This window comes from Halogranum amylolyticum (assembly GCF_900110465.1).
Classification (GTDB): domain Archaea; phylum Halobacteriota; class Halobacteria; order Halobacteriales; family Haloferacaceae; genus Halogranum; species Halogranum amylolyticum.
Genome location: NZ_FODV01000025.1, coordinates 26126 through 47206 on the forward strand (window position 1 = coordinate 26126; position 21081 = coordinate 47206).

Sequence of the window (21081 nt, forward strand, 5' to 3'; positions counted from 1 at the left end):
ATGATCGAGACGGCGACCTTCGGTGGCGGCTGCTTCTGGTGCGTCGAAGCGGCGTTCGAGGAACTCGACGGCGTCGAGACGGTGACGTCGGGCTACGCCGGCGGCCACACAGACGACCCCACGTACCGGGAGGTCTGCTCCGGCACGACCGGACACGCCGAAGTGGTACAGATCGAGTACGACCCCGACGTCATCGCCTACGACGAACTGCTGGAGGTCTTCTTCACGATCCACGACCCGACGCAGCTGAACCGCCAGGGGCCGGACGTCGGCACGCAGTACCGGTCTATCGTGCTGTACCACGACGACGACCAGCGAGCGCTCGCAGAGTCATACGTCGAAGCGTTGGACGAGGAGGGCGGCTACGACGACGACGTCGTGACCGAGATCGAGCCGCTCGAGCGGTTCTACCGCGCCGAGGAGAAACATCAAGACTACTTCGCGAAGAACCCGAACGACGCGTACTGCTCGATGCACGCCCAACCCAAAGTCGAGAAGGTCCGCGAGAAGTTCCGCGAGAAGCTGAAGGCGTAGCGCGAGTCGTCGACGCGGCCATGTGAACCGGCGGTGCGGAGACGCGACGCGGGAGTCGCCCGCGGTCCGGCGAGACTGTCGGCTCGCCGAGACTCAAGACTGATTACAGTTCGACACAGTACTGTTGCTATGGAACAACGCAAGGCGAAGCGCACGTGGCTCGCGGTGGCTCTCGCCATCCCCGTCGTCGGGTTGGGCCACCTCTACCTGCGTCGCTGGGCGCGAGCCGCTGGCTGGCTCTTCTTGGTCGTCGTCGCGTCGGTCTTCGTCCCGCCCGAGGAGCTCGAGGCGCTGAACGCGACGTGGGAGCAGGGGCTCCTCGCCACCGGCAATGCGGCGAGCGTCCCCGCGCCGGACTTCCTCGCCCTCGCACCGGTGCTCGTCGTCGGCGTCCTGAGCATCGTCGACGCCTACCTCGTCGCACGGCGTCACAACGCCCAGTTCCGTGCCGAGCAGGCGGCGGTCGCCGCCGGAGACGACGCCGAGGCCGGCGTCGAGTGTCCCTCCTGCGGTCGAGAGGTCGACCCGGAACTGGACTTCTGTCACTGGTGTACGACGCGGTTGCAGCGTCCCGACGAGGAGACGACCGACGTCTGAACACGGTCCGAGACGACGTCGACACGAGCTAAACGACCCGACGCTCGAGCGCGAACGCCGTCGCTCTCGGCTCTCCGGCTCGCTTTCCCGCCGGTGTCGAACTCGTGATAGCTGTGTCCCCGTTAGGGTAACTGGACGAGGCCCGCCGCGAGGAACCACAGCGAGATCACTACCAGCGCGGTCAGGATGAACGCCAGCAGGTACTCGAAGGCACCTTCTGGCGTCCGAGTGGTCGGGAGATGCATACCGTGTACTACGGTCGCAACCCACATAACGACGCGTTTCGTCTCGACGGAACGATCGGGTCAAACACAAGTAACTAAACACCACTTCACGAACGGAACGCATGGACAAACTCGCCGACGTCAGCGCCGACGCGCTTCGAGACGCGCTCGCCGACGTCGAGAGCGCGAAGGCGGCAAAACGGCTGATGGTCGCGCTCGACTACAAGGACAGCGTCTCCGTCGCCGTGCTCGCCGAGCGGTACGGCGTCCCTCGGTCGACGCTCTACTACTGGCTCGACCGGTTCGAAGAACAGTCCATCGAGGACGCCGTCGAGGACGAACCGCGACCGGGCCGACCGCCCCGGCTCACCGACGAGGCGCGCGAGTCGCTCCAGACCGACGTCGCGGGCGACCCGACCGACTGCGGGTACGACGCCGAGAGCTGGACGCCGGAGCTCGTCCAGACGCATATCGAACGTGAATACGGTGTCTCCTACTCCACCGGCCACGTCCGTCGACTCCTGCGCGAGTTCGACGTCCGGGACTGAGTTCCATCCAAGCAGTTCTGCAGTTCGACGCCGGTGGTTCGTCCGTCGAAACCTGTCCACGCAGGGAAAAGCCTACAGCACACTCCGTAGCTGTGTCTCTCATGCCAGAGTGTCAGAACTGTGGGTCGACGGTCACCAAGCAGTACGTCCGCGTCTTCGCCCTTCCCAGTCAGGATTCGGTCCGCTGCTGTCCCAACTGCGACCGGATCCGGGAAGGGACGAGCGTGCGCGACGCTCGGAGCTCCACCGGGACGTAGCGCGTCGCTCCCAGGCGCGTCACCGCTTCGGCAGCGCCGTCTCTGATCACTTCACTGCCAGTCCGCTGCCGCACTCCGAACAGGTCGGGTCCTCGAGCGCCAACCGTGCGGAGTACGGGCGGTCCACGCTGATCCGACGGGGGTAGCTCAGACAGTCGTCGTCCGGACAGACGAGCTCCGTGTCGTCCTGTAGACGCTCGATGTACTCGACGGCCGAGAGCTCCGTGAGCGGCGTACGTTCGGACATCGTCTCTCCTCTTCGACTTCACCGAAGTAATCAGTTCTGTAACTCGAAATCCAGTACTAATTCGGACGCCGTCGGCGAGGGCGGCCGCGAGCCCGAGGTTTACCCGCCTCCGTCGCCTCGATTCGCCGATGGAAGTTGCGATTCTGACCGTCGGCGACGAGTTGCTCGCCGGCGACACCGAGAACACCAACGCCTCGTGGCTCGCCCGGCAGATCACCGCCCGCGGTGCGACGGTCACGCGGATGCTCACCGTCCCGGACGACGCCGCGCTCATCGCCGAGACGGTCCGCGAGTGGCACGCAGCGTTCGACGCCGTCGTCGTCAGTGGCGGTCTCGGCGGCACCCACGACGACGTGACGATGGCGGCCGTCGCCGACGCCTTCGACCGCGAGCTCGTCGTCGAGGACGACGTCGCCGCGGACGTCGTCGAGACGGCCCGCGCCTATCAGGAGGCGAACCCGGAACTGGTCGCGGAGTACGACGACCTCGACATCGACGTCGAGGCGTGGGCGTCGACGCCGGCCGGGGCCGAACCGCTGCTCAACCCGACGGGTCTCTCCCCGGGCTGTGTCGTCGAGGACGTCTACGTCTTCCCCGGTCCGCCCGACGAACTGAAGCCGATGTTCGAGGGGGTCGCCGACCGCTTCGGCGGCGACCTCGTCAGCGAGACGTTCTACACGCCCGCCCCGGAGGGGGCGATGACCGGTCTCTTTAGGGAGCTCCACGACCGTTTCGACGTCGTCGTCGGCAGCTACGCCTCCCGTGGGTCGACGCCGAACCGCGTCAAACTCAGCGCCGACGACGAGGCGACGCTCGCCGGCGCCGTCGCGTGGCTCCGGGAGAACGCCGACGTCGTCGACGAGCCGTCGGAGCTCGACGGGACGGACGCTCGGAACTCCTAATCGGGGTTCGTAGAAGTGGCTGTGTATTCGATCTCATCGCCTCTCTGTCAGTCCAGAAACGTCACCGAACGCTGTCAGAACCGTGTGTAACACACAGAGGGTGTATTCACAGAAAAGTCGAGGCGGATGCCCCGAGGCTTGACCTCGGGGAGGAAGCCGACACTCTATGACACCAACCACACTCGATAGCACGACCGACTCCCCCCCACGCTCGACTTTAACTCTTATTAGACATCACTATCTAATGTGAAGTACGGATGGACGATGCGCCACGATGCACCGTGCCCATCAAACTTGACGTACCCGGAGAGAGTCGTGGCGACCTCCATCAAACCAAAGACCAGTTCCTCCACTGCGCGAACCGCACGAGCGACTGGGCGTGGCGATACGACGACTACTGCATCACCAGCAAGTCGAAGGCCGAGAAAGCTCTGTACGGCGAGTTGCGCGAGGAGACTAACCTCACCGCCAACCTCGTCCAGAAGGGCATTCGACGGGCCATCGAAGCCGTCACAGGCGGCGTAGAGAAACTCAAGCAGGGCGAGAAGACAAGCCAACCGTACTTCGACTCGTGGAGCGTCGTGTACGACAAGCGGAGTGCAACGTTCAACGGCGACCACGCCACGCTCTCCACGCCGAACGGCAGACTCACCGCCGAATACGTCCTCCCACCCAAAGACGAGCGCGAGGACACGCCGTTCGGTCGGTACTACGCGAGCGACGACTGGGATGCGTCGAATGCTACGCTCCAATATGACGAGCAAGCAGACGAGTTCTACCTGCACGTCACGCTGAAAAATCCGGACTACAAAGTTGAAAGTGAACACCAAGAAGTCGAGTCACGTGATGAAGCCCCCGAGAACGGAGTGGTTCTCGGCGTGGATTTGAACGTGACTGGCGCGTTCGCCGTCACCAGCACCGGAGAGTTCATCGGCAGTGCGGACTCCCTCACCCACAAACGCGACGAGTACGAACGCCGACGTGGACGCCTGCAACAGACGGGCACTCGTTCCGCACACCTCACGATTCAGTCCATCGGCAGTCGCTTCTTAGACTGGTCGTTGGACTGGTTGCACAACCGAGCGAACGACCTCATCGAAGAAGCTCACAACGCGGATGTGGATGGCATCATTTTCGAGAATCTCGACCACATCCGCGAGAACATCGCTAATAGCTCGAAGTTCCAGCAGTGGACCTCCGTCACGTTTGTTGAACTCGTGGAGTACAAGGTTGAATCCACAGAGTTGTTTGTGGACTTGGTGAATCCGGCGTACACGAGTCAGCGTTGCTCGTACTGTGGATTTACTCACGAAGACAATCGGGACGACAAGCACTTCAAGTGTCAGGACTGTGGGTACGAGGTAAACGCGGATTACAACGCGGCGAAGAACATCGCCGTCCGATACTGCGGGTATATCCATCGCGGGCAGAAGTCTCGCGGTGGATGGGCCACCAGTCAACTGGCCCTCAAGTCAGGGACGTTGAACGTGAACGGCGACTACACGCCTACCAAGCTAAGCGGGTAGAACGGGAGTCCACTGACAAGCCTCGGGGCTTGACCCCGAGGCGGTTGACCCGATCCATCACAACGTTCTCGCGTCGCCGGTTAGCTCTGCTTCGAGCCACTCTTCGAGTCGCGAGACGAATGCTTCGGGGCGCTCACGTGTCACCCAGTGACCGCACTGTTCGATCGTGGACAGGTCTGCGGCGGGCGCCACGCGTGCGGCTCGCTCCGAGAGCTCCAGCGGGATGAGGTGGTCTTCCGCCCCGTGGACGAACAGGGTCGCTACCGGCAGGTCCGGAATCCTGTCGAAGTAGTTTGTCCGGGGACCCGAGAGATGCATCTCCTCGCGGGCGAACCGGAAGAAGGTCTCCCCGGAGTTCGGTCGCCGGATCTCTCGATGGACGTCGTCGACGAACTCTTCGTGGACGTTCTCCGGGTGGACCACGTTTCCGAGCGACGCCTTCGTCACTTTTCGGCTCTTCTTCATCGCCCCCCACGACAGCTCCAGGAGTTTCGGGGTTTTGACCGCCACGGCGGTCTTTCGGCCGCCCGGTACCCGGTCGCCGAGGCCGAAGCTGTCGACGAGAACGAGCCGCTCGACGCGGTCCGAACGGTCGAGTGTGTAGCCGAGAACGATCCCACCGCCCTTCGAGATGCCGACGAGCGTCACTTCGGCGAGGTCGAGTTCGTCTAAGAGGACATCTAACACACCAACGTAGAAGTCGGTCGTCGGCGCGACGTTCTGTGGTACAGGGTCGCTCTCCCCGTACCCGGGCAGGTCGAGCGCGTAGGTGCGATACGATCCGGCGAGTGCTGGAAAGGCCTTCTTCCAGGACACGCCCGCGGCATCTGGACCGGCACCGTGGACCAGAACGACTGGAGGGGCATCCTCGGGACCGTCGACGTGACAGCGGACGGTTACCCCCTCGACGTCGATATCTCGCGTCTCGCCTCCGAGTTGGCTCATGTGACCTGTTCGGTCAGGACGCGTAAATAGCGCCGGCTTGCATGAGACGCCGAACGGCGACGGCCCTCTCGGGGACCACCCGCAGTGAGGTACGCGCTCTCTATTCAGCGCGCCGATTTCAGCAGCCGCTAGAGGTTATCGTAGCTGGCCGGAAGACGAGTGATCGCCGATGAGCCGCCGGGTTCGATTCTCAGGGAGAGAAGTCGAGCGTGTCTCGAACTGCCGAGCACAACTCCTCGTGGGCCTCGCCGTTCGACGCGACGAGCCCTTCCGACGTGGGTCGCCACGGGTCGCCTGCGAGGTCCGTGACGATACCGCCCGCACACCGGATCTGGTGGACGCCGGCGACCGTATCCCAGGCGTTCGGCCCCTCGACGGTCGAGACGGCGGCGTCGAGTTCGCCGCCGGCGACCATCGACAGCGTCACCTGCGCAGAGCCGATGCGTCGGAACTCGCCGAACCGCTCGACGGCGAGTCGTGCGAGCGCGCCGGTCTCTCGGCCGTCACCCGCCCCCAGTCGGAGCGTCGACGCGACGACGAACGCCTGCAGGTCGTCGGCCGTGCTGGTCGAGACGGGGTCGTCGTTGCGGGTCACGGTCTCGTCGTCGGCGACGTAGCGGTCGCCGAGCGCGGGAGCGACGTTGGCGGCGGCGACCGACCGTCCGTCGTCGACGAGCGCGACGCTCGTCGTCCAGATTCGACTTCCATGGACGAAGTTGGTCGTCCCGTCGATCGGGTCGACGATCCACGCCCGACCCGTTTTGCGGAGCGTCTTCCGTGCGTCGTCCTCCTCGGCGACGACGACGGCGTCGGGGTCGGCCTCGCGGATGATCTCGATGGCGCGCTCCTGTGCGGCGCGGTCGGCCTCCGTGACGACGTCGACCTGTGAGGACTTCTCTTCGACCGAGAGCGTCGTCCTGAACAGCGACAGCGCAACTTCCGCGCCGGCGCTCGCCGCGCGCTCGGCCACCTGCTTCGGGTTCTCACTCTGCATGTGCGGCGGGACGGTCCTCTCCGACAAAAGCGACGGTGCCGATGCCGGTTTTTGCTCTGATCCGCACCGCTCCGCTCATCGCCGCGTCGAGACGGCCACGAGCGCCGCCTTCGCGGCGACGCCGACGACCACCAGCAGGAGGCCGAGGTGGAGCGCCGACAGCACCGACAGCCCCTCGACGAACGTCTTGAACGCGCGCCAGTGAGACGTCTCGAACGCGAGCCAGCCGCCGACGGCGACGCCGCCGAGCAGCGTCAGTGCGGTGAGGAGACCGGTGCCGACGAGTCGAACCGCCGTCGATTCGTTCCGACCGTGACGGGGAGTCATCGACGGGTGTCGTCGGTCGGTCACAATGCCTCTTGCGGTCGGCGTCGCCGACGAGCGGGCCGAGCGCCGTCGCCCGCGAGACCGCCGCCGCTGTCGACCCCCACCGCCAGAGCGCCCAAGAGGCTCCGCTCCCTACCCGCACTGTGTTCTCTCAGTCACGCAAGTCACCGTGGACCGTCGACGCGATGCCGGACTGTTCGGGGAAGACCGTCGTGGTCACCGGGGCCAACAGCGGGCTCGGCCTCGAGGCGAGTCGAGCGTTCGCGGGGAAGGGAGCGCACGTCGTCCTCGCCTGTCGGAGCACGTCCCGCGGCGACGACGCCCGAGAGGAGATCCTGAAGGACCATCCCGACGCCTCTCTCGACGTTCGCGAACTCGACCTCGCTAACCTCGACTCCGTCCGCTCGTTCGCCGAGGTGTTCACCGACGACTACGACGACCTGGACGTTCTCTGCAACAACGCGGGCGTGATGGCGACGCCCTACCGGACGACCGCGGACGGCTTCGAGCTCCAGTTCGGCGTCAACCACCTCGGCCACTTCGCACTCACCGGCCAGCTGCTCCCGATGATCGCGGCGACGCCCGGCGAGACGCGCGTCGTCACCACCTCTAGCGGCGCACACCGCATGGGCGAGATCGACCTCGACGACCTTCACCACCAGCGCTCCTACGGCAAGTGGGAGGCGTACGGGCAGAGCAAACTCGCGAACCTGCTGTTCGCCTACGAGCTCGACCGCCGGCTGGGCGCTGCCGACGTCGACGTGACGAGCGTCGCCGCCCACCCGGGTTACGCGGCAACGAACCTCCAGCTCCGCGGCCCGGAGATGGAGGGTGCGGACCTCCGCGAGCGACTCATGGCGCTCACCAACAACGTGGTCGCGCAGTCCGCAGAGAGAGGCGCGCTGCCCATCCTCTACGCTGCGACCGCCGCCGACGTCCGCGGCGGCGACTACGTCGGCCCGGACGGACTCGCCGAGATGCGCGGCTACCCGACGAAAGTCACCTCCAGCGACCGGTCGTACGACATGCAGCTCGCAGACGAACTGTGGGCGGTCTCCGAGGAGTTGACCGACGTCAGCTACGACTTCGAGGCGTTGCCGAACGGCCGGACGACTCCGACGGCGGACTGACAAGCACCGACTATATCCGTCGCTGTCCTCTTCTTTCAGTAGATTCGATGGACGCAGATATCAGTTCGACCGAGGCCGTCGCCGAGCGTCGCGAGGAGATCCTCGCGGCGGTCGAGACACACGCCGGACGCATCGCCCGCGAACTCGCGGTACTGAAGGGGGGCGACTACGGGTCGGAGACGTTCAACACCGACGCGGGCGAGTGGACTGTCAAGTACGAGGCCGGCGCGCTGCAGTACCTCCGCTTCTCGGGGAAGGGTGGCGGCGAGACGTACGTCGTCTCGACGCACCGTCCGCCGGACCCGAAGGAGCTCGCGACGGCGATGGGTGACTACGACGCCTTCGTCGCCGCCTACAACGCCTACGTCGAGTCACTGGACGGCGTTCTCGACGGCGTCACCGACGAGTTCCCGGACGTCGCCTCGACCGAGTCCGTCGTCGCCGAACGCGACCGCATCGTCGGTACGATCCGCGAGACGTCGAACGCGATGGCGGGGCAACTCCACCGCTACGAGGGTGACGCCTACGGGACGTTCGCGAAGCGCGTCGACGGCAAGCGCTGGGAACTCAAGTGGGAGGACGGGCTCGCCTCCTACCTCCGCGTCGGCGGCGAGGGCGGCATCTACCTCGTCTCGCAGTACTCGCCGCCCTCCGCACAGGACGTCCGTACCCTCGCCGACGACTTCGCCGGGTTCGTCGCCGCGTTCAACGACCACGTCGACGACCTCGACGCCGACCTCTCGACGGTCTCGTTCGACGACTGACCGCTCGCTCCGTCTCCCGCCCGGTTCTCCTTCCCTCCGCTCGGTCGCCGACCTGTCACCGCCGACACCAGAACGTTTTACCATCGAATCATACTACTTAGTGGTATGACGCTCACGGATGCGCAGTTCGAACAGTATCAGCGAGAGGGCTACGTCGTCGTCGAGGACCTCCTCCCGCCGGAGACGGTCGAGCGGGTGAAGACGCGCCTCCGCGAGTACGTGACCGGCGAGCGGACGGAGACGGAGTTCGGGCGGATGCTCGAACCGAATGCAGAGACGTTCGCTGGCGACGGTGACCCCGTCCGGAAGTTCGAGGGGGTGGGAATGGTGCGCGAGGACGACGTGTTCCACGACCTCGCGTTCGACGACGCGATCCTCGACGTGATCCACCAGCTGCAGGGGCCGAACCTGAAACTGCTCCGCAGCGCCGCGATGCTGAAACCCCCTCGCGTCGGCAGTGAGAAGAAGTTCCACCAGGACGCCGCCTACTACCCGATCCACCCGATGGACCACGTCACGGTGTGGATCGCACTCGACGAGGCGACGACAGACAACGGCTGTATGCAGGTCGTCCCAGGGGGACACACCGACGGCCTGCTGCGCCACGAGACGCTCGAGTACGACACCGACATCACGCTCACCGGGCGGGAGTACGGGTCCGACGACACCGTCGCTCTCCCGATGACGCCGGGGAGCGTGCTGTTCCAGCACTGTCTGCTCCCGCACTACACCGCCGAGAACACGACCGACGACTGGCGGCGGGCGTTCATCCTGTCGTACATGCGGAGTCGCTCCCGGTTCACCGAGGCGAACCCGCCGGAGTGGGTCGACAGTCTCCACGTCGCGGGCAAACAGTTCCCGGGGTGCGTCTGAGATGGCAGCGAGAGACGGGAGCGGCCGACTCACGTCGCGTCTCTCGGCGATGGGACCGACGTGGCTCGCGGGTGCCATCGCCGCCGGGCCGGCGACGATGGCGAGTCTCATCACCGCCGGCGCGGGGTTCGGCTACACGCTGCTGTGGATCGCCGTGCTGTCGGCGATACTCGGGGCGACCTCGCAGTATCTCGCGATGCGTCTGGGTCTGTTGACCGAGGACGGTATCGTCTCCGTCGTCGAGAAGCGACTCGGTTCCGGCTGGGCGTGGCTCCTGGTCGCGGATACGGTGCTCGCGTCCGGGCTGGCCCAGTTGGTCATCATGAAGACCGTCGCCGACGTCAGCGCCACGATCACCGGGTTCGACAACCGGCTGTGGGCGGTCGTCTGGGGCGTCGTCCTCGCCGTCGGTATCGCGGGCGGCGGTTACCGCTTCGCGGAGACCGGTGCGAAGGTGCTCGTCTCGCTCGTCGTGCTCGCGTTCGTCGCCTCGGTGTTCGTCGTCCCCATCGACCTGGGAGCGGCCGCCGCCGGACTCGTCCCGCGGATCCCGGCGGGCGTGAGCGGCGCGCTCGTGGCGGCGGGCATCCTCGGCGGCGCGGTCCACATCACGCTCGTGACGATGCAGTCGTACACGATGCGCGCTCGCGGCTGGACCCGCGACGACTACGGCCTCGCGCGGTTCGATGTCGGCGCGTCGATGCTCGTCGCGTTCGGCGTCTACAGCCTCGCCATCTTCCTCGTGGCGGCGGCGGTGCTCCACTCGCCGACGGTCGACGCGAGCGGACTGACGGCGACGGCGGCGGCGACGGCGCTCGGCCCGCTCGTCGGACCGTACGCCGAGTGGCTGTTTCTGCTCGGTCTCTGGGGAGCGGCCGTCTCGACGCTCGGCGGCAACACGGTCGTCCCGCCGTACCTCCTCGGCGACAAACTCGGCTGGGGTCGCGACGTCTCCGACCCGCGATACCGGGGTGCGATCGTCGTCACCGCCCTCGCCGGCATCGGCGGCGTCTTCCTCGGCGGTACGTTCTTCCAGCTGTTGGTGCTGGTGCTCGCGTTCGGCCTCGTCGGGACGCCGTTCGCGCTCGCGCTCGTCCTCTACCTGCTCAACGACCCCGGCGCGGTACCGGAGACGAACTCCCACGCCGCGAACGCCGCCGGACTCGTGCTCATCGGCGTCACCGTCGTCACCGCCGGCTCGTTCCTCCGCGAACAGGTCGCGAGCGGGCTCGCCGACCCGACGACGGTGCTGGTCGTCGCCTTCGCGGCGGTGTTGGCCGCGGCGACGCTCGCCCTGCTGGCGCTGTTCGTCCGGGAGTGGGTGCAGGCGACGCGGGCCGCACGGGCGGCCGCCGAGTGACGGCGATGACGGAACTCTCCTTCCCACTCGCCGGCCGGATGCTCGTCGTCGGCCCCTCGAACGTCGGCAAGACCCGATCGACGGCGCGAGCGCTCGACGCCTGGGTCGCCGAGCACGGCCCCGCCGGCGTCGTCGTCTTCGAGTTCGCCCCCGAGATCGAACGCGACGGCGTCCTGCTCGGCGGTCGAATCGCGCGGTTCACGACCGTCCCGGACGCCGCGTGGCAGGGCGTTCTCGAGGCCCGTGCGCCACGCTCGGAGGGAGAGACCGACGCGGCGGCGCTCGCACTCGCCGAACGGAACGTCGCCGGCGCCGACCGCCTGCTCGAGGCCGCCCCCTCGGACCCGACGGCCGTCTTCGTCAACGACGCCACCGTCGCGCTGCAGGCGGACGCCTCGCGGACGGACCGATTGACGGGCTACTGCGACCGTGCCGACGTTGCCGTACTCAACGCCTTCGAGAGCGACGAACTCGGCGTCGACGACCCCGTCTCGCGGAACGAGCGGGACGCACTCGACCGGCTCCGATCGTGGGCCGACCGCGTCGTCGAACTGCCGTCTCCGTAGCTCTCCCCTGCGGAACCGAGACGTACTGCGACCTGTATACCGTCCAGACCTTCCATCGGACGTAGATTTAAGTAGGACCCGGGGCACCGTCTAAACAGACCTCGCCGTGGGAGACGGTAGCCCATCTGGTGACCGAAGCCGTCGGTTCGATTCCGACGTGGGCGATGGCCCGACTGGGACCCGGTGCGGCCCTGTTTCGGGCATGGAGCAACAACAAATGTTCGGCAGTATGCCCTCAGAAGGCTGGACGACTCCGACGACTCTCCCGTGTGCGCTCTCGGAGGTGCAGAGATGAGTACACAGGACGTAACCGACTTTGCTGGCGCTCAATGCCCGGACTGTGGCAGTCCGTGCGTCCGCGCGACGCTCCTCCACTTCGGAAACACGTGGCACCCCACCGAGTGCCGCGAGTGTGACTGGACACGCGACTGACGAGACTCCCGACGACGACCGTGGCCGATTTTTTGAACCTCGACTCCGCGAGTCACGCGTACTCTCAGGTGTCGATCACGGTGCGACATCGAGTCCGCGACTGCCGGTCGCGAGCGGACGGGATTTATCATCTCCACCGACGACGGCACTGACATGAACCGCAACCGGGCGTTCTTTCTCCTCGTCCTCGCCGTCGTCGCGACGCTGTCGCTGCTCGTCGCGCTCCCGTATCTCCAGTACATCCTCCTCGGTACCCTTCTCGCGTACGTCCTCCACCCGGTCCATCTACGACTCGCCCCGCGTGTCGGTCCTCGTCTCTCGGCCGGCGCCCTCATCGTCGCAACCGTCTTCGTCGTACTGTTGCCGTTCGTCGTCCTCCTGAGCGTCGTCGCCGGACAGGCGCTGACGGTCGCGACGGCGATTCGCAACGGTCGACTCCACCTCGACGTCATCGAGGCGTACGTCCAGACGTACTTCGGCATCACCGTCGACGTTCGGGAACTACTGCGGTCGCTCACGGCCGACGGCCGTGCCGCCCTGTTCGACAGCGTCTTCGACATCTTCGGCGGCATCTCTAACGCCGCGATCGGACTCGCGGTCCTCCTGTTCGTGCTCTACTATCTGCTGAAGGACGGCCGACAGCTCGTCGCGTGGGTTCGAGCGGCCGCGCCGCTGCCCGCGGACGTGCAAGACGACCTCTTTGCCCACCTCGATCGACTCATGTGGGCCGTCCTCGTCGGCAACGTGCTCGTCGCCCTCGTCCAGGGTGTCCTCACCGGCCTCGGTTTCGTCGCCGTCGGCCTCCCGAACGCCGTCTTCTGGACGGTGATGACGATCGGCCTGTCGCTGCTGCCGCTGATCGGCGCGTCGGTCGTCTGGTTTCCGGCGTCGCTCTATCTGTTCTTCGTCGGTGACCTCACTGCCGGTGCGGCGCTCTTCGTCTACGGAGCGCTGGTCGTCAGCCTCTCTGACAACTACCTCCGACCCCTCATCGGCGGCCACGAGGCCCATCTCAACCCGGGGTTATTCATCGTCGGCATCTTCGGCGGTATCGGCGCGTTCGGCTTCGTCGGCCTCTTCTACGGTCCCATCGTCCTCGGGGCGTTGAAGGCGCTCGTCGACAGCTACAACGAGGTCGGCGGGCGGCTGGAGCTCATGGACTCCGTCGGCGAGTCGTCCCCACGGGAGTGACCACTCGCGCCACCGGATGCGACGACTGCACCGCCCCGTCACCGACTCGGCCGCCGGTGGGCTGAAGTCGCTGTCGCTCCTCGGGCCCGCATGAGCGAACCGTCGCAGACGCCACCGGAGAACAAGATCGCGAAGGCCGTCGACGTACTGCGCGTCGGCACGTGGTCGCTCCTCACCCTCGTCGTCGCCGCACTCCTCGTGATCCCCGTTGTCGGCCCGTACCTCCTCGGCAACCCCGCGGTCGCCGGTGGCGCCCCGCTGCTGTTCGGCGTCCTGCTCGGCGGCCTGTTCGCGGCGACGCTCTGCGCCGTCGTCGCCGAGGTACTGCTCTACTGATCGCTCACTCGAGGACGATGTACGTCCGCGTCGCGTCGACGCCCGCGACGGTGCCGATCTCCGAGGAGACGAGACTGAGAATCTCGTACACACGGTCGGCGTCGACCTCGACGACGAGATCCCACTCGCCGGCGACGATGTGAGCCTCGGTGACGCGATCGAACTTCCGGACCGTCGCCAGCACGTCGGGCGATCCCCCCGACTCGGTCGCGACCATCACGTATGCGTGGACCATGTTATGACTAGACACGCTTCGAGAGCATAGCCGTTCTGGAGGTAGCTGGGGAGAGTGTGTCGACGCGCTCGGTGGGCACGTCGACGGAGGAACCTAGTTCAACGTGTCGACCTCGTCGGTGAGGTCGCTCGGGGCGTCGACCGGGCCGTTGACGAACAGCCCGTGGGCCATGATGGCGATGGCGACGAGGCCGGCCACGGGCACCGTCGTCGTCGACGAGAGCGCGGTGAACGCACCGAGGGCGACGCCGCCGGCGAGACTCGCGGCGATGCCCAGCAGGACGAGGTCGTAGTACTGCCAGGTGTAGCTCACGGTCGGTCGTAGCGTTCGAACCGACGAAAGCGTGGCGGCGTTCGAGCGAGTCGTTTCTCCGTCGGAGTCGCAGAGCTGCAGAGACACAACGCTCATGAGAACCCGTCACGACCGTGAAACGGAATGCGAACCGAGACCGAGAGTGTACGCCGTCGACTCAAGCGACCCCTCCTCTTCGTGATGGGTGGGGTGTATATCCTCGCGGGTGTGATGCACTTCGTTTCACCGAAAGTGTACGCCCAGATCGTACCGCCGTCGTTCCCCGGCGCACTCGAACTCGTCTATCTCTCCGGCGTCGCGGAGATCGTCCTCGGGGTGGGGGTGTTGTACCCGCGAACACGTCGTCTCGCTGCCTGGGGACTGGTGCTCCTCTTGCTCGCCGTCTTCCCGGCGAACGTGTACATGGCGACCAGCGACGTGGTTCTCGAGGGTGCTCCCGAGGTGCTGCGTGACCCATCCGACGTGGCTCGGTGGGCGCGACTCCCGCTGCAGGGACTACTCGTCCTGTGGGCGTGGTGGTACACTCGGCCCCTGCCTGACACTGCCGACTGAGTGGTGGTTCCCGTCACAGGTGAGGGAACCGGCATGGTCTTCGACACGTCCCGCGGCTTCACCAGGTCTGGACGTGTGGTGTTCGTCTCTCACCGAGAGACCCTGCTCGGTCTGCGCTCTCTACTCGGTACGACTGCTGGGATCTACCTAGACGCTGCCAAAAACGACGTGCAACAGATAGAGGGATGAGTTCAGCAAGTTTGTCGTTGTGTTGACTCGCTATCCACGGAGAGATGACGTACCGGTAGATATGACCGACCACTCAGTCGCTGACGTCAGAAAAGCAATTAAACTCAATAGTAACAAAATCGACAGACTCCTCACTGGTATTCACCGCGTCGACTCGGTACCGACCGTGGAATGGTCGACGACCGATAGATTGCTCGTACAGGAGTTGACCTTCGTTCACACCTGCTTTGTTCGCCATTAGTTCTGCATCGTCCGCTGATTCCGGAATTGCGTGCACCAAATTTCCCGCCGCATCATACACCTTCAGCACACTGATACTGTATTCTCGAACGTTGTCGACAGACAACGGAACAGCGAGCCTCACGTCGCCTTCTTCAACCGTCCCGCGAGCACCATTGTCGAGAACGTTCCCACGTCCGTGAACAAGGGCGCTTGTGTGACAGTCAACCGTATCGGAACCGCCCGAGGCTGATCCGCTACAACCGGCCATCCCGGCGACGGCCACACTGCTGATGGCAGCCAGCAATCTTCGTCTGGAGGGCATATGACAGACCAATCGTGTTAGAGAAAAAGGCTATTTCGGTTCAAGTCCACTGAGGAATCTTGATTTGCATAGCATATCCTGCGAGACTAGCGCTCTCTATTCAGCACGACCGCTGAAAGCTCTCTGGTCACTGCCAGATATGGTGTGTCTACAAGCGATGAAACGCTTCGCTTGTGGTCTGAGTTCGGCAAAAATATAGCGGGAAGTAGATTCGAACCACGGTCGCTCCTTCCAGTCGCTCCCTGGTTCAAACCTACTGCGTCTGACTTGCACGGACTCACAGCTATCACGCCGAGACGAGACTCGGCGTTCGAGTGTGAGTTCGAGAGAAGTAGCGGGAAGTAGATTTGAACTACCGATCTCCGGGTTATGAGCCCGGCGGAATCTCCTGGCTATCCCATCCCGCTACCAGTTTCTACCTCCGGGCCACGTATAAGGTTTGGTAAGTCGTCCTGTTCCGTGGACTGGTAGCAGGCGACGTGGTTACTCGACCACCGCCTCGCCGTTCGCGGCGTCACAGACCCGCCGCTGGAGCTCGTCGAGCTCGTCGTGTTCGGTCACTCGGTCGTTCTCGATGACGACCTGTACCGGCCGCGTGCGGTCGGTGAGATGGTTGTGCAGGACGGTCGCGACGATGTCCCGCGCGATCTCCGACGGTACCGCCACCGACAGCCGGAGCACGTCCACCGGCACCGATCCGGTGGCGGCGCGGGCGGACGCCCGTTCGACCGCGACGTCGAGGTCGGTGTCCGTCGCGACGCGGGCCCGTTCGGGCGACTGCGTCCCCGCCGTCGGCCCCCGCGGCACCTCCGTCCACCGCTCCGTCGTCACCTCCGACATCATCTCGTCGAGTTGCTGGAACGCCGCTGCTACCGAGAGTCGGTCGCCGACGAGGGTCACCGTCACTGGTCGAACCATGTCATAAGTTATCATTCAACATCCTTGAACGTTCTTGCCGTCTCAGAGACTCGAGTCGCTCAGCGGACCCTCTGTTCACGCCGATCACGACGGACGAAAACGTCTGACACGTGCCTGACTGGCACTTATGTCTCGGGAGAACGATGTGACGCGTATGCAAGACGAATTACGCGCGACCGGCGAGACTGCGGCCGAGCGTGATTCGCCCATGGACGGTGGTCTCGGTGTCTGAACAGTCGGTTCTCATCGAGCTGCTCGTCGACGACGGCGAGGAAGAACGGCCGCCGGTCGAACCCGCCTCCCGCATCGACGTCTCGGTCGACGGACAGATGTACCCGACCGCGAAGTTAGACGACGGTCGATACATCGCGTGGTGGTTTACGACGACCGCGCCGGAGCCGACCGACGCGGCCGCCACCGAGTGGGTCGCCGCGCCGACGCGATATCTCGCGGCGGCGACGCTCGGCGAACTGTGGGAGGATCCGGCGCTGTTCGACTCGTTGACGGCTGCGGCACAGCCGTCGCTCTGAGCCCGTTACTCGACCTCGATGACGATCGGTTCGCTCTCCTCGCGCTCTTCTCGGTCCGCCTCGGCCGTGAGATCTTCGAGCGCCAACTCGAGGTTTCGCTTGTTCGCCTTCCAGACCGCGTCGAAGACGCTGCCGACGATCGGGATCGACCCGACTACCGCGTCGAGCGTCACGTTCGCGAGCATCCGCAACAGCGTCGAGAACGAGACGCCGAGTCGCGCCGACTCGAGGACGACGTACAACGAGAGCCCCGCGCTCACCGCGTCGCCGGCGACCGGCACCGCTCCGAGGATCGGATCAAGGCCGATACGGAACTCCGTCCCCGGCACTCGGACGAGGTCGTCGAACACGCGGGCGACGGTGCGCATTCGCTCGACTGCCGCCTCGTCGATGCCCGGTGGTATCTCGCCGCTGTAACTGTCGTCGAACGCCTCCTCGATCTCGTCGAAGTTCCCAGCCATACCAGACGGTTGTCGGTCCGCGCTGATAAGCGCGATGGCAGGCGTGACGGTCGGTAGAGCGGCCGCTCACTCCGACTCTCGACGGCTACCGAGCGGCGACTCCCATCCCCTCTGTCGCCGGCGGCGTCGCTGTTCCCGGCGCTGGCGTCGACCTCCCGACACGCCGCGGCGTCGGCGCGTCGACTGCATCCGCCACGACCGGGGCGTGACCACCCGACGTCGCGTCCGCGGTTCGGTGTCGACGACACCGAGCAGCGTCCGCCCGAGGAGCAACGAGACGCAGAGGTTGAACAGGACGACGAGCGGGACGTCCGCGGAGACGAGCGTCACGAACAGGCCGGTGAGGAGGAGTCGAGAGAGCAGTGCGACGCCGGCGACCGTCGCACCGGCGGTCAGAAGCGCACGGGTCCACCCGTACTCCCGCCGCATGTCACCGCGGGCGAAGTGGAGCGGCGAGTGGGCGAACAGCGCGCGCCGCAGGTCACGGCCCCACCGCCACGGGAGACGCGCATACGTCCGAACCCGTGATTCGAAGCACTCGCTCAGCGAGGCGGGTTCCCGACGAGCGCGCCGCGGCATGGCCGCCGGTTCGCCGGCCACCCGCTTGAAATCCTGTCAGACGGACGTCTGCCGCTCGGAGGTTATCCCACTCACTCCAAGAGGACCGAGAACCCCCAGCGGGCCTGTCGCCCCTCGTCGCCGCCGGCCAGTCCGTCCTCGCCGCGACCGACGGTGTAGGTCGACTCGAAGCGGTGTTCGCCGACGGGGAGACAGCCGTCGCCGCCGGCCGCGCCGTAGACGTCGACGAGCTGCGACACTGACTCGCCGGGCTGGAGCGTTAGGATGCGGTACTCCTCGGTGACGGCGACGCCGTCGGTCAGCCGCCAGCATCCCGGTTCGGCGGGGTAGTCACCGTCGATCGGCAGCAGCGTCAGTTGTCCGCTCTCGCTCGTCACGTAGGCGAAGAGGACCGCCCGTTCCTCCCCGACCTGTACCGCCTCGTCGCCGTCGTTGGTAACCGTCACGCGGAGCTGCGGCGGATGGTCCTCGGTCGCCGTGTCTTCGGTCACTTCGACCGTGGGAGTCACCGGTAGATCGGGTGCGTCGTCGACGCTCGCGAGCGTGATGCCCGGCCCACCCGTCCCCGTCGGTCGCGTGCCGCCGGCTCCGTCGTCGGTGGGTGTCCCGTCGGTCGGCAGGTCGTCCGTCGTCGGCTCGCCGGTCGTCGGTTCGCTCGTGGTAGGCTCGTCGGGCGTCCCTTCGTCCGTGGGGTCGTCGGTCGACCCGTCGCCACCGGCCGTACAGCCGGCGAGGAGGGCAACCGTCGCGATACCGCCCGTGCGGAGGAACGTCCGTCGTGTCGGGAACATAGCGAAGAGATAGTCGGACGAGGGATTAACCGTGTTGTAAGGTGAGAGAGCGGTTTGTGCTATCCGGCCGGTGCAGACGTCACTCCGGCTGTTCAGGCCGTCCGGAGCTCGCTCGCCACGCGGTCGCTCACCGGTGGCGTCGCCTCGACCATCGCAGCGGCGACGACGTACTCGGCGACGGGTTCACCGACCCGGGTCGCCCGTACCATCCCTTCGAGGTCGGCGAGTCGACGGTCTCCGAACGCGATACGCCGAGCGACGTCGGGGACGAGGTTCCGCGTGAGCGGCGAGACGTCCGACCCCGACAGCGCGGCGCGGATCGCGTCGACCGCGTCGGCACGGGCGGTCTCGACGTCCGCCACGCGCTCGACGGCGAACGTGTCTCCCTCCGCGATATCGGCCAGCACGGCGTCGAGCGCGCGGTGACGGACCAGCTGCTCGTGGGCGCGGACGACGCCGTCGGCGACCCACTCGGCGCTCCCGTCTTCTCCCCGCCTGAACGCGAGTTCGCGGGCGAGTTCGCGTAGCACCCGCTCGGCGGGCGTTCCCTCGACGTCGCGGTCGACGAGCGACGACGGCTCCGGGTAGTCCTCGCCGGAGCCGAACCGCTCACGGGTGCGCTCTCGGACCGCCGAGACGAGCGCGTCCCGCGTGGACTCGAACGTCGGTCGCATCTCGCGGTCGTCGGCCAGCGACGCCGTGTACCGTCCGTAGACGTGTCGACCGTCGGTGACGTTCACGCGCACTCGCTCGGCGGTCTCCGCGAGTTCGCCGACGTCGAGCACGTCGCCCGGCTGGTGCGTCCGAGCGGCGCGGAGACTGTCGACGAGGTTGGTCGCAGCTCGCACCCACCCTTCGAGCGCATCGTGGACGACGACGCTCCGGACGGGGTCGTCGCCGACGTACCGCCGCTCCTCGCGGAACGCCGCCAGCGACGTCTCGAGGTCGGACGCCTCCGCGACGACGTCCTCGCGGGCGAGTCCTGCGCCGACGGCGGCCCAGGCGGCGTCGACGAACCGAGCTTCGGCGCGTGCCCGCTGGAGTTCCAGCAACCGCTGGTACGGCGACGCCGTCGCTGCCGCCCCTCGCAGCGCGTCCGCCGCCCCTCCCCGTGCGTCGACGACGCGCGCTCGAACCACGCCGTTCGGGATCTCGGTCTCGGTCAGCGGCGACGGAACCGCGCCGAGCAGCTCTCGCGCCCGCTGCTCGGACTCGCCCAGATACGCCGACGCGACGTTCACCGGAAGCGTCTGTGGCACCTCGACTCCCTCCGCCGCGAGCGACCGAAGCGCCGCGCCGTCGAGTTCCATCCTGTCGGACTGGTCGCCGACCGGGAGGTCGGTGCAGCCCGCGGCGGCGACGCTCCCGACCAGCGCGAGCACCGTGCGCCGCGTCGTCGCCGGAGAGCGACTCGCCGACTCCGGGGACGAGGTGTCCGGCGAACCTGGTGAGTCTGTGCCGTCGACCATCAGTTCGCCTCCGCGCCGGTCGTCTCGACTCCGGCTCCGGTCTCGCCGTCGTCGCGGCGCTGCGGCGGCAGCCGACAGCCGTCGCTGCTCGTCCCGGAGCCGTACTGGCGTATCTCCTCGGGGTCGAGACGGGCGGGGATGCGGACGAACGTCGCGACGGCGACCTGTTCGTCGGCGCTGCAGGCGACGTCCGCCGCCCGCAGCCGCCGCCCGTAGTCGGTCTCGACGCGCTTCGGCCCCCAACGCACGTAACAGAGGTCGAGCTCCCAACACTCGCCGACGGTCCGCCGTTCGACGTAGACCGTCTCCGTCTCGAACGACGTCTCCGCGAGGAACGCGCGCGCACCGTCGACGCCGTCGACGTCGGCGAACCGAAGCGACTCGGCCGCGTCGGCGGAGGTGACGAACTCGTGGTGCCAGCGCCGCTCTTCGAGGCGGTCGGTCGGCGTGTCGGTCGACGCGTCGCCCGTCCGGACGAGCGGATCGTCGGTCGGCCCGCGGAGCGTGTAGCTCTCGGGGTCGGTGTCGCCAGACCCGCCTGACTCCGCGGCCGTCGGGCTGCTGGAGCGCGAACTGGAGCTCGACCCGCTGCAACCGGCGAGGCCGGCGAGCAACGCCGTCGCTCCGTGGAGGGCACGCCGTCGTGTGAGGGGACCCATCTGTCTGCTCGACGTGACTCTCTGCCGGTACAAATAACCACGGCGTCGTCGCCGCGGCGAAGAGTTAACTCTCGGCCGTCGGAGCAGTC

30 protein-coding genes and 1 tRNA gene are annotated in these 21081 nt (G+C 66.5%); 16 read left to right on the forward strand and 15 right to left on the reverse strand.

Going from position 1 to position 21081, the window contains the following annotated elements:
• Together msrA and BSG17_RS22665 are read left to right on the forward strand one after the other, a co-directional pair.
• Positions 1-534, forward strand: coding sequence for a peptide-methionine (S)-S-oxide reductase MsrA (gene msrA, locus BSG17_RS22660; RefSeq protein ID WP_089827663.1), 534 nt, complete (start codon positions 1-3; stop codon positions 532-534).
• Between the two features lie 129 nt (positions 535-663).
• Positions 664-1131 carry a zinc ribbon domain-containing protein gene (locus tag BSG17_RS22665; RefSeq protein ID WP_089827664.1) on the forward strand — a complete coding sequence of 156 codons (468 nt, stop codon included), beginning with the start codon at positions 664-666 and terminating at the stop codon, positions 1129-1131.
• Positions 1132-1253: 122 nt separating this feature from the next.
• Here BSG17_RS22665 and BSG17_RS28410 read toward each other — a convergent pair whose 3' ends face one another.
• Positions 1254-1376: a hypothetical protein gene (locus BSG17_RS28410; protein WP_280141216.1), complete on the reverse strand. Its 123-nt coding sequence runs from the start codon at positions 1374-1376 to the stop codon at positions 1254-1256.
• Positions 1377-1477: 101 nt separating this feature from the next.
• Between BSG17_RS28410 and BSG17_RS22670 the strand changes: the two genes are divergently transcribed.
• Together BSG17_RS22670 and BSG17_RS27335 are read left to right on the forward strand one after the other, a co-directional pair.
• The gene (locus tag BSG17_RS22670) at positions 1478-1903 is read left to right on the forward strand and encodes a helix-turn-helix domain-containing protein (protein ID WP_089827665.1); all 426 of its coding nucleotides are present in this window, start codon (positions 1478-1480) and stop codon (positions 1901-1903) included.
• 101 nt (positions 1904-2004) lie between these two features.
• Positions 2005-2160, forward strand: coding sequence for a DUF7563 family protein (locus BSG17_RS27335; RefSeq protein ID WP_170864924.1), 156 nt, complete (start codon positions 2005-2007; stop codon positions 2158-2160).
• Positions 2161-2206: 46 nt separating this feature from the next.
• Here BSG17_RS27335 and BSG17_RS22675 read toward each other — a convergent pair whose 3' ends face one another.
• Positions 2207-2407: a hypothetical protein gene (locus BSG17_RS22675; RefSeq protein WP_089827666.1), complete on the reverse strand. Its 201-nt coding sequence runs from the start codon at positions 2405-2407 to the stop codon at positions 2207-2209.
• A 128-nt stretch (positions 2408-2535) separates the two neighbouring features.
• Here BSG17_RS22675 and BSG17_RS22680 point away from each other — a divergent pair, with 128 nt between their 5' ends.
• Positions 2536-3309: a competence/damage-inducible protein A gene (locus tag BSG17_RS22680; RefSeq protein ID WP_089827667.1), complete on the forward strand. Its 774-nt coding sequence runs from the start codon at positions 2536-2538 to the stop codon at positions 3307-3309.
• A 257-nt stretch (positions 3310-3566) separates the two neighbouring features.
• Positions 3567-4835: an RNA-guided endonuclease InsQ/TnpB family protein gene (locus BSG17_RS22685; RefSeq protein ID WP_089827668.1), complete on the forward strand. Its 1269-nt coding sequence runs from the start codon at positions 3567-3569 to the stop codon at positions 4833-4835.
• A 57-nt stretch (positions 4836-4892) separates the two neighbouring features.
• Here BSG17_RS22685 and BSG17_RS22690 read toward each other — a convergent pair whose 3' ends face one another.
• From BSG17_RS22690 to BSG17_RS22700, 3 genes are all read right to left on the reverse strand, one after another.
• The gene (locus tag BSG17_RS22690) at positions 4893-5780 is read right to left on the reverse strand and encodes an alpha/beta fold hydrolase (protein ID WP_089827669.1); all 888 of its coding nucleotides are present in this window, start codon (positions 5778-5780) and stop codon (positions 4893-4895) included.
• A 190-nt stretch (positions 5781-5970) separates the two neighbouring features.
• Positions 5971-6774 carry an inositol monophosphatase family protein gene (locus tag BSG17_RS22695; protein WP_089827670.1) on the reverse strand — a complete coding sequence of 268 codons (804 nt, stop codon included), beginning with the start codon at positions 6772-6774 and terminating at the stop codon, positions 5971-5973.
• A gap of 75 nt (positions 6775-6849) precedes the next feature.
• Positions 6850-7101 (reverse strand): hypothetical protein, encoded by a 252-nt coding sequence (locus BSG17_RS22700; RefSeq protein ID WP_139246770.1) that lies wholly within the window; start codon positions 7099-7101, stop codon positions 6850-6852.
• A 185-nt stretch (positions 7102-7286) separates the two neighbouring features.
• Here BSG17_RS22700 and BSG17_RS22705 point away from each other — a divergent pair, with 185 nt between their 5' ends.
• From BSG17_RS22705 to BSG17_RS22735, 8 genes are all read left to right on the forward strand, one after another.
• A complete protein-coding gene (locus tag BSG17_RS22705; RefSeq protein WP_211609298.1) occupies positions 7287-8231 on the forward strand; it encodes an oxidoreductase in 945 nt (314 codons plus the stop codon).
• A 47-nt stretch (positions 8232-8278) separates the two neighbouring features.
• A complete protein-coding gene (locus BSG17_RS22710) occupies positions 8279-8995 on the forward strand; it encodes a profilin-fold protein (RefSeq protein WP_089827673.1) in 717 nt (238 codons plus the stop codon).
• Positions 8996-9100: 105 nt separating this feature from the next.
• Entirely contained in the window at positions 9101-9868 is a 768-nt protein-coding gene (locus tag BSG17_RS22715; protein ID WP_089827674.1) for a phytanoyl-CoA dioxygenase family protein, read from the forward strand.
• A 1-nt stretch (position 9869) separates the two neighbouring features.
• Positions 9870-11228, forward strand: coding sequence for an NRAMP family divalent metal transporter (locus BSG17_RS22720; protein WP_244531677.1), 1359 nt, complete (start codon positions 9870-9872; stop codon positions 11226-11228).
• Between the two features lie 5 nt (positions 11229-11233).
• On the forward strand, positions 11234-11794 hold the full coding sequence (locus BSG17_RS22725) for a hypothetical protein (protein ID WP_089827707.1): 561 nt from the start codon (positions 11234-11236) through the stop codon (positions 11792-11794).
• Between the two features lie 291 nt (positions 11795-12085).
• A complete protein-coding gene (locus BSG17_RS27340; protein ID WP_170864925.1) occupies positions 12086-12226 on the forward strand; it encodes a hypothetical protein in 141 nt (46 codons plus the stop codon).
• A gap of 153 nt (positions 12227-12379) precedes the next feature.
• Complete coding sequence (locus BSG17_RS22730; RefSeq protein WP_089827675.1) at positions 12380-13417, forward strand: AI-2E family transporter; 1038 nt, start codon at positions 12380-12382, stop codon at positions 13415-13417.
• Between the two features lie 90 nt (positions 13418-13507).
• On the forward strand, positions 13508-13753 hold the full coding sequence (locus BSG17_RS22735) for a hypothetical protein (RefSeq protein WP_089827676.1): 246 nt from the start codon (positions 13508-13510) through the stop codon (positions 13751-13753).
• Between the two features lie 4 nt (positions 13754-13757).
• Here the strand turns inward: BSG17_RS22735 and BSG17_RS22740 are convergent, their stop codons facing one another.
• Together BSG17_RS22740 and BSG17_RS22745 are read right to left on the reverse strand one after the other, a co-directional pair.
• Complete coding sequence (locus tag BSG17_RS22740) at positions 13758-13988, reverse strand: Lrp/AsnC ligand binding domain-containing protein (RefSeq protein WP_089827677.1); 231 nt, start codon at positions 13986-13988, stop codon at positions 13758-13760.
• A gap of 93 nt (positions 13989-14081) precedes the next feature.
• Positions 14082-14300: a DUF8015 family protein gene (locus BSG17_RS22745; RefSeq protein WP_089827708.1), complete on the reverse strand. Its 219-nt coding sequence runs from the start codon at positions 14298-14300 to the stop codon at positions 14082-14084.
• Between the two features lie 123 nt (positions 14301-14423).
• On the opposite strand from BSG17_RS22745, the gene BSG17_RS22750 reads away from it, so the two are divergent.
• Complete coding sequence (locus BSG17_RS22750) at positions 14424-14852, forward strand: DoxX family protein (RefSeq protein ID WP_089827678.1); 429 nt, start codon at positions 14424-14426, stop codon at positions 14850-14852.
• Positions 14853-15114: 262 nt separating this feature from the next.
• On the opposite strand, the gene BSG17_RS26450 is transcribed toward BSG17_RS22750, so the two are convergent.
• The 3 genes from BSG17_RS26450 to BSG17_RS22770 form a co-directional block, all read right to left on the reverse strand.
• The gene (locus BSG17_RS26450; RefSeq protein ID WP_139246771.1) at positions 15115-15585 is read right to left on the reverse strand and encodes a hypothetical protein; all 471 of its coding nucleotides are present in this window, start codon (positions 15583-15585) and stop codon (positions 15115-15117) included.
• A 332-nt stretch (positions 15586-15917) separates the two neighbouring features.
• Positions 15918-15992 (reverse strand) — tRNA-Met (locus BSG17_RS22765).
• 76 nt (positions 15993-16068) lie between these two features.
• Entirely contained in the window at positions 16069-16503 is a 435-nt protein-coding gene (locus BSG17_RS22770; protein ID WP_139246772.1) for a hypothetical protein, read from the reverse strand.
• 224 nt (positions 16504-16727) lie between these two features.
• Here BSG17_RS22770 and BSG17_RS22775 point away from each other — a divergent pair, with 224 nt between their 5' ends.
• Positions 16728-17033 carry a hypothetical protein gene (locus tag BSG17_RS22775; protein ID WP_244531678.1) on the forward strand — a complete coding sequence of 102 codons (306 nt, stop codon included), beginning with the start codon at positions 16728-16730 and terminating at the stop codon, positions 17031-17033.
• Positions 17034-17038: 5 nt separating this feature from the next.
• Here BSG17_RS22775 and BSG17_RS22780 read toward each other — a convergent pair whose 3' ends face one another.
• The 5 genes from BSG17_RS22780 to BSG17_RS22800 all read right to left on the reverse strand — a co-directional run bounded on the left by BSG17_RS22780 (position 17039) and on the right by BSG17_RS22800 (position 20992).
• Positions 17039-17494 carry a DUF4112 domain-containing protein gene (locus tag BSG17_RS22780; RefSeq protein ID WP_089827683.1) on the reverse strand — a complete coding sequence of 152 codons (456 nt, stop codon included), beginning with the start codon at positions 17492-17494 and terminating at the stop codon, positions 17039-17041.
• A gap of 66 nt (positions 17495-17560) precedes the next feature.
• A complete protein-coding gene (locus BSG17_RS22785) occupies positions 17561-18073 on the reverse strand; it encodes a hypothetical protein (RefSeq protein WP_139246773.1) in 513 nt (170 codons plus the stop codon).
• A gap of 71 nt (positions 18074-18144) precedes the next feature.
• Positions 18145-18864: a hypothetical protein gene (locus BSG17_RS22790; RefSeq protein WP_089827685.1), complete on the reverse strand. Its 720-nt coding sequence runs from the start codon at positions 18862-18864 to the stop codon at positions 18145-18147.
• A gap of 92 nt (positions 18865-18956) precedes the next feature.
• Positions 18957-20333: a hypothetical protein gene (locus BSG17_RS22795; protein ID WP_089827686.1), complete on the reverse strand. Its 1377-nt coding sequence runs from the start codon at positions 20331-20333 to the stop codon at positions 18957-18959.
• A complete protein-coding gene (locus tag BSG17_RS22800) occupies positions 20333-20992 on the reverse strand; it encodes a hypothetical protein (protein WP_089827687.1) in 660 nt (219 codons plus the stop codon). Before BSG17_RS22800 ends, BSG17_RS22795 begins: the two co-directional genes overlap by 1 nt.
• Positions 20993-21081 lie beyond the last annotated feature (89 nt).

What these genes read in the sequence shown, in the direction of transcription:
- msrA (WP_089827663.1), top strand. Translation starts at nt 1, where the DNA reads ATGATCGAGACGGCGACCTTCGGTGGCGGCTGCTTCTGGTGCGTCGAA.
- BSG17_RS22665 (WP_089827664.1), top strand. Translation starts at nt 664, where the DNA reads ATGGAACAACGCAAGGCGAAGCGCACGTGGCTCGCGGTGGCTCTCGCC.
- BSG17_RS28410 (WP_280141216.1), bottom strand. Translation starts at nt 1,376, where the DNA reads ATGCATCTCCCGACCACTCGGACGCCAGAAGGTGCCTTCGAGTACCTG.
- BSG17_RS22670 (WP_089827665.1), top strand. Translation starts at nt 1,478, where the DNA reads ATGGACAAACTCGCCGACGTCAGCGCCGACGCGCTTCGAGACGCGCTC.
- BSG17_RS27335 (WP_170864924.1), top strand. Translation starts at nt 2,005, where the DNA reads ATGCCAGAGTGTCAGAACTGTGGGTCGACGGTCACCAAGCAGTACGTC.
- BSG17_RS22675 (WP_089827666.1), bottom strand. Translation starts at nt 2,407, where the DNA reads ATGTCCGAACGTACGCCGCTCACGGAGCTCTCGGCCGTCGAGTACATC.
- BSG17_RS22680 (WP_089827667.1), top strand. Translation starts at nt 2,536, where the DNA reads ATGGAAGTTGCGATTCTGACCGTCGGCGACGAGTTGCTCGCCGGCGAC.
- BSG17_RS22685 (WP_089827668.1), top strand. Translation starts at nt 3,567, where the DNA reads ATGGACGATGCGCCACGATGCACCGTGCCCATCAAACTTGACGTACCC.
- BSG17_RS22690 (WP_089827669.1), bottom strand. Translation starts at nt 5,780, where the DNA reads ATGAGCCAACTCGGAGGCGAGACGCGAGATATCGACGTCGAGGGGGTA.
- BSG17_RS22695 (WP_089827670.1), bottom strand. Translation starts at nt 6,774, where the DNA reads ATGCAGAGTGAGAACCCGAAGCAGGTGGCCGAGCGCGCGGCGAGCGCC.
- BSG17_RS22700 (WP_139246770.1), bottom strand. Translation starts at nt 7,101, where the DNA reads ATGACTCCCCGTCACGGTCGGAACGAATCGACGGCGGTTCGACTCGTC.
- BSG17_RS22705 (WP_211609298.1), top strand. Translation starts at nt 7,287, where the DNA reads ATGCCGGACTGTTCGGGGAAGACCGTCGTGGTCACCGGGGCCAACAGC.
- BSG17_RS22710 (WP_089827673.1), top strand. Translation starts at nt 8,279, where the DNA reads ATGGACGCAGATATCAGTTCGACCGAGGCCGTCGCCGAGCGTCGCGAG.
- BSG17_RS22715 (WP_089827674.1), top strand. Translation starts at nt 9,101, where the DNA reads ATGACGCTCACGGATGCGCAGTTCGAACAGTATCAGCGAGAGGGCTAC.
- BSG17_RS22720 (WP_244531677.1), top strand. Translation starts at nt 9,870, where the DNA reads ATGGCAGCGAGAGACGGGAGCGGCCGACTCACGTCGCGTCTCTCGGCG.
- BSG17_RS22725 (WP_089827707.1), top strand. Translation starts at nt 11,234, where the DNA reads ATGACGGAACTCTCCTTCCCACTCGCCGGCCGGATGCTCGTCGTCGGC.
- BSG17_RS27340 (WP_170864925.1), top strand. Translation starts at nt 12,086, where the DNA reads ATGAGTACACAGGACGTAACCGACTTTGCTGGCGCTCAATGCCCGGAC.
- BSG17_RS22730 (WP_089827675.1), top strand. Translation starts at nt 12,380, where the DNA reads ATGAACCGCAACCGGGCGTTCTTTCTCCTCGTCCTCGCCGTCGTCGCG.
- BSG17_RS22735 (WP_089827676.1), top strand. Translation starts at nt 13,508, where the DNA reads ATGAGCGAACCGTCGCAGACGCCACCGGAGAACAAGATCGCGAAGGCC.
- BSG17_RS22740 (WP_089827677.1), bottom strand. Translation starts at nt 13,988, where the DNA reads ATGGTCCACGCATACGTGATGGTCGCGACCGAGTCGGGGGGATCGCCC.
- BSG17_RS22750 (WP_089827678.1), top strand. Translation starts at nt 14,424, where the DNA reads ATGCGAACCGAGACCGAGAGTGTACGCCGTCGACTCAAGCGACCCCTC.
- BSG17_RS26450 (WP_139246771.1), bottom strand. Translation starts at nt 15,585, where the DNA reads ATGCCCTCCAGACGAAGATTGCTGGCTGCCATCAGCAGTGTGGCCGTC.
- BSG17_RS22770 (WP_139246772.1), bottom strand. Translation starts at nt 16,503, where the DNA reads ATGGTTCGACCAGTGACGGTGACCCTCGTCGGCGACCGACTCTCGGTA.
- BSG17_RS22780 (WP_089827683.1), bottom strand. Translation starts at nt 17,494, where the DNA reads ATGGCTGGGAACTTCGACGAGATCGAGGAGGCGTTCGACGACAGTTAC.
- BSG17_RS22785 (WP_139246773.1), bottom strand. Translation starts at nt 18,073, where the DNA reads ATGCCGCGGCGCGCTCGTCGGGAACCCGCCTCGCTGAGCGAGTGCTTC.
- BSG17_RS22790 (WP_089827685.1), bottom strand. Translation starts at nt 18,864, where the DNA reads ATGTTCCCGACACGACGGACGTTCCTCCGCACGGGCGGTATCGCGACG.
- BSG17_RS22795 (WP_089827686.1), bottom strand. Translation starts at nt 20,333, where the DNA reads ATGGTCGACGGCACAGACTCACCAGGTTCGCCGGACACCTCGTCCCCG.
- BSG17_RS22800 (WP_089827687.1), bottom strand. Translation starts at nt 20,992, where the DNA reads ATGGGTCCCCTCACACGACGGCGTGCCCTCCACGGAGCGACGGCGTTG.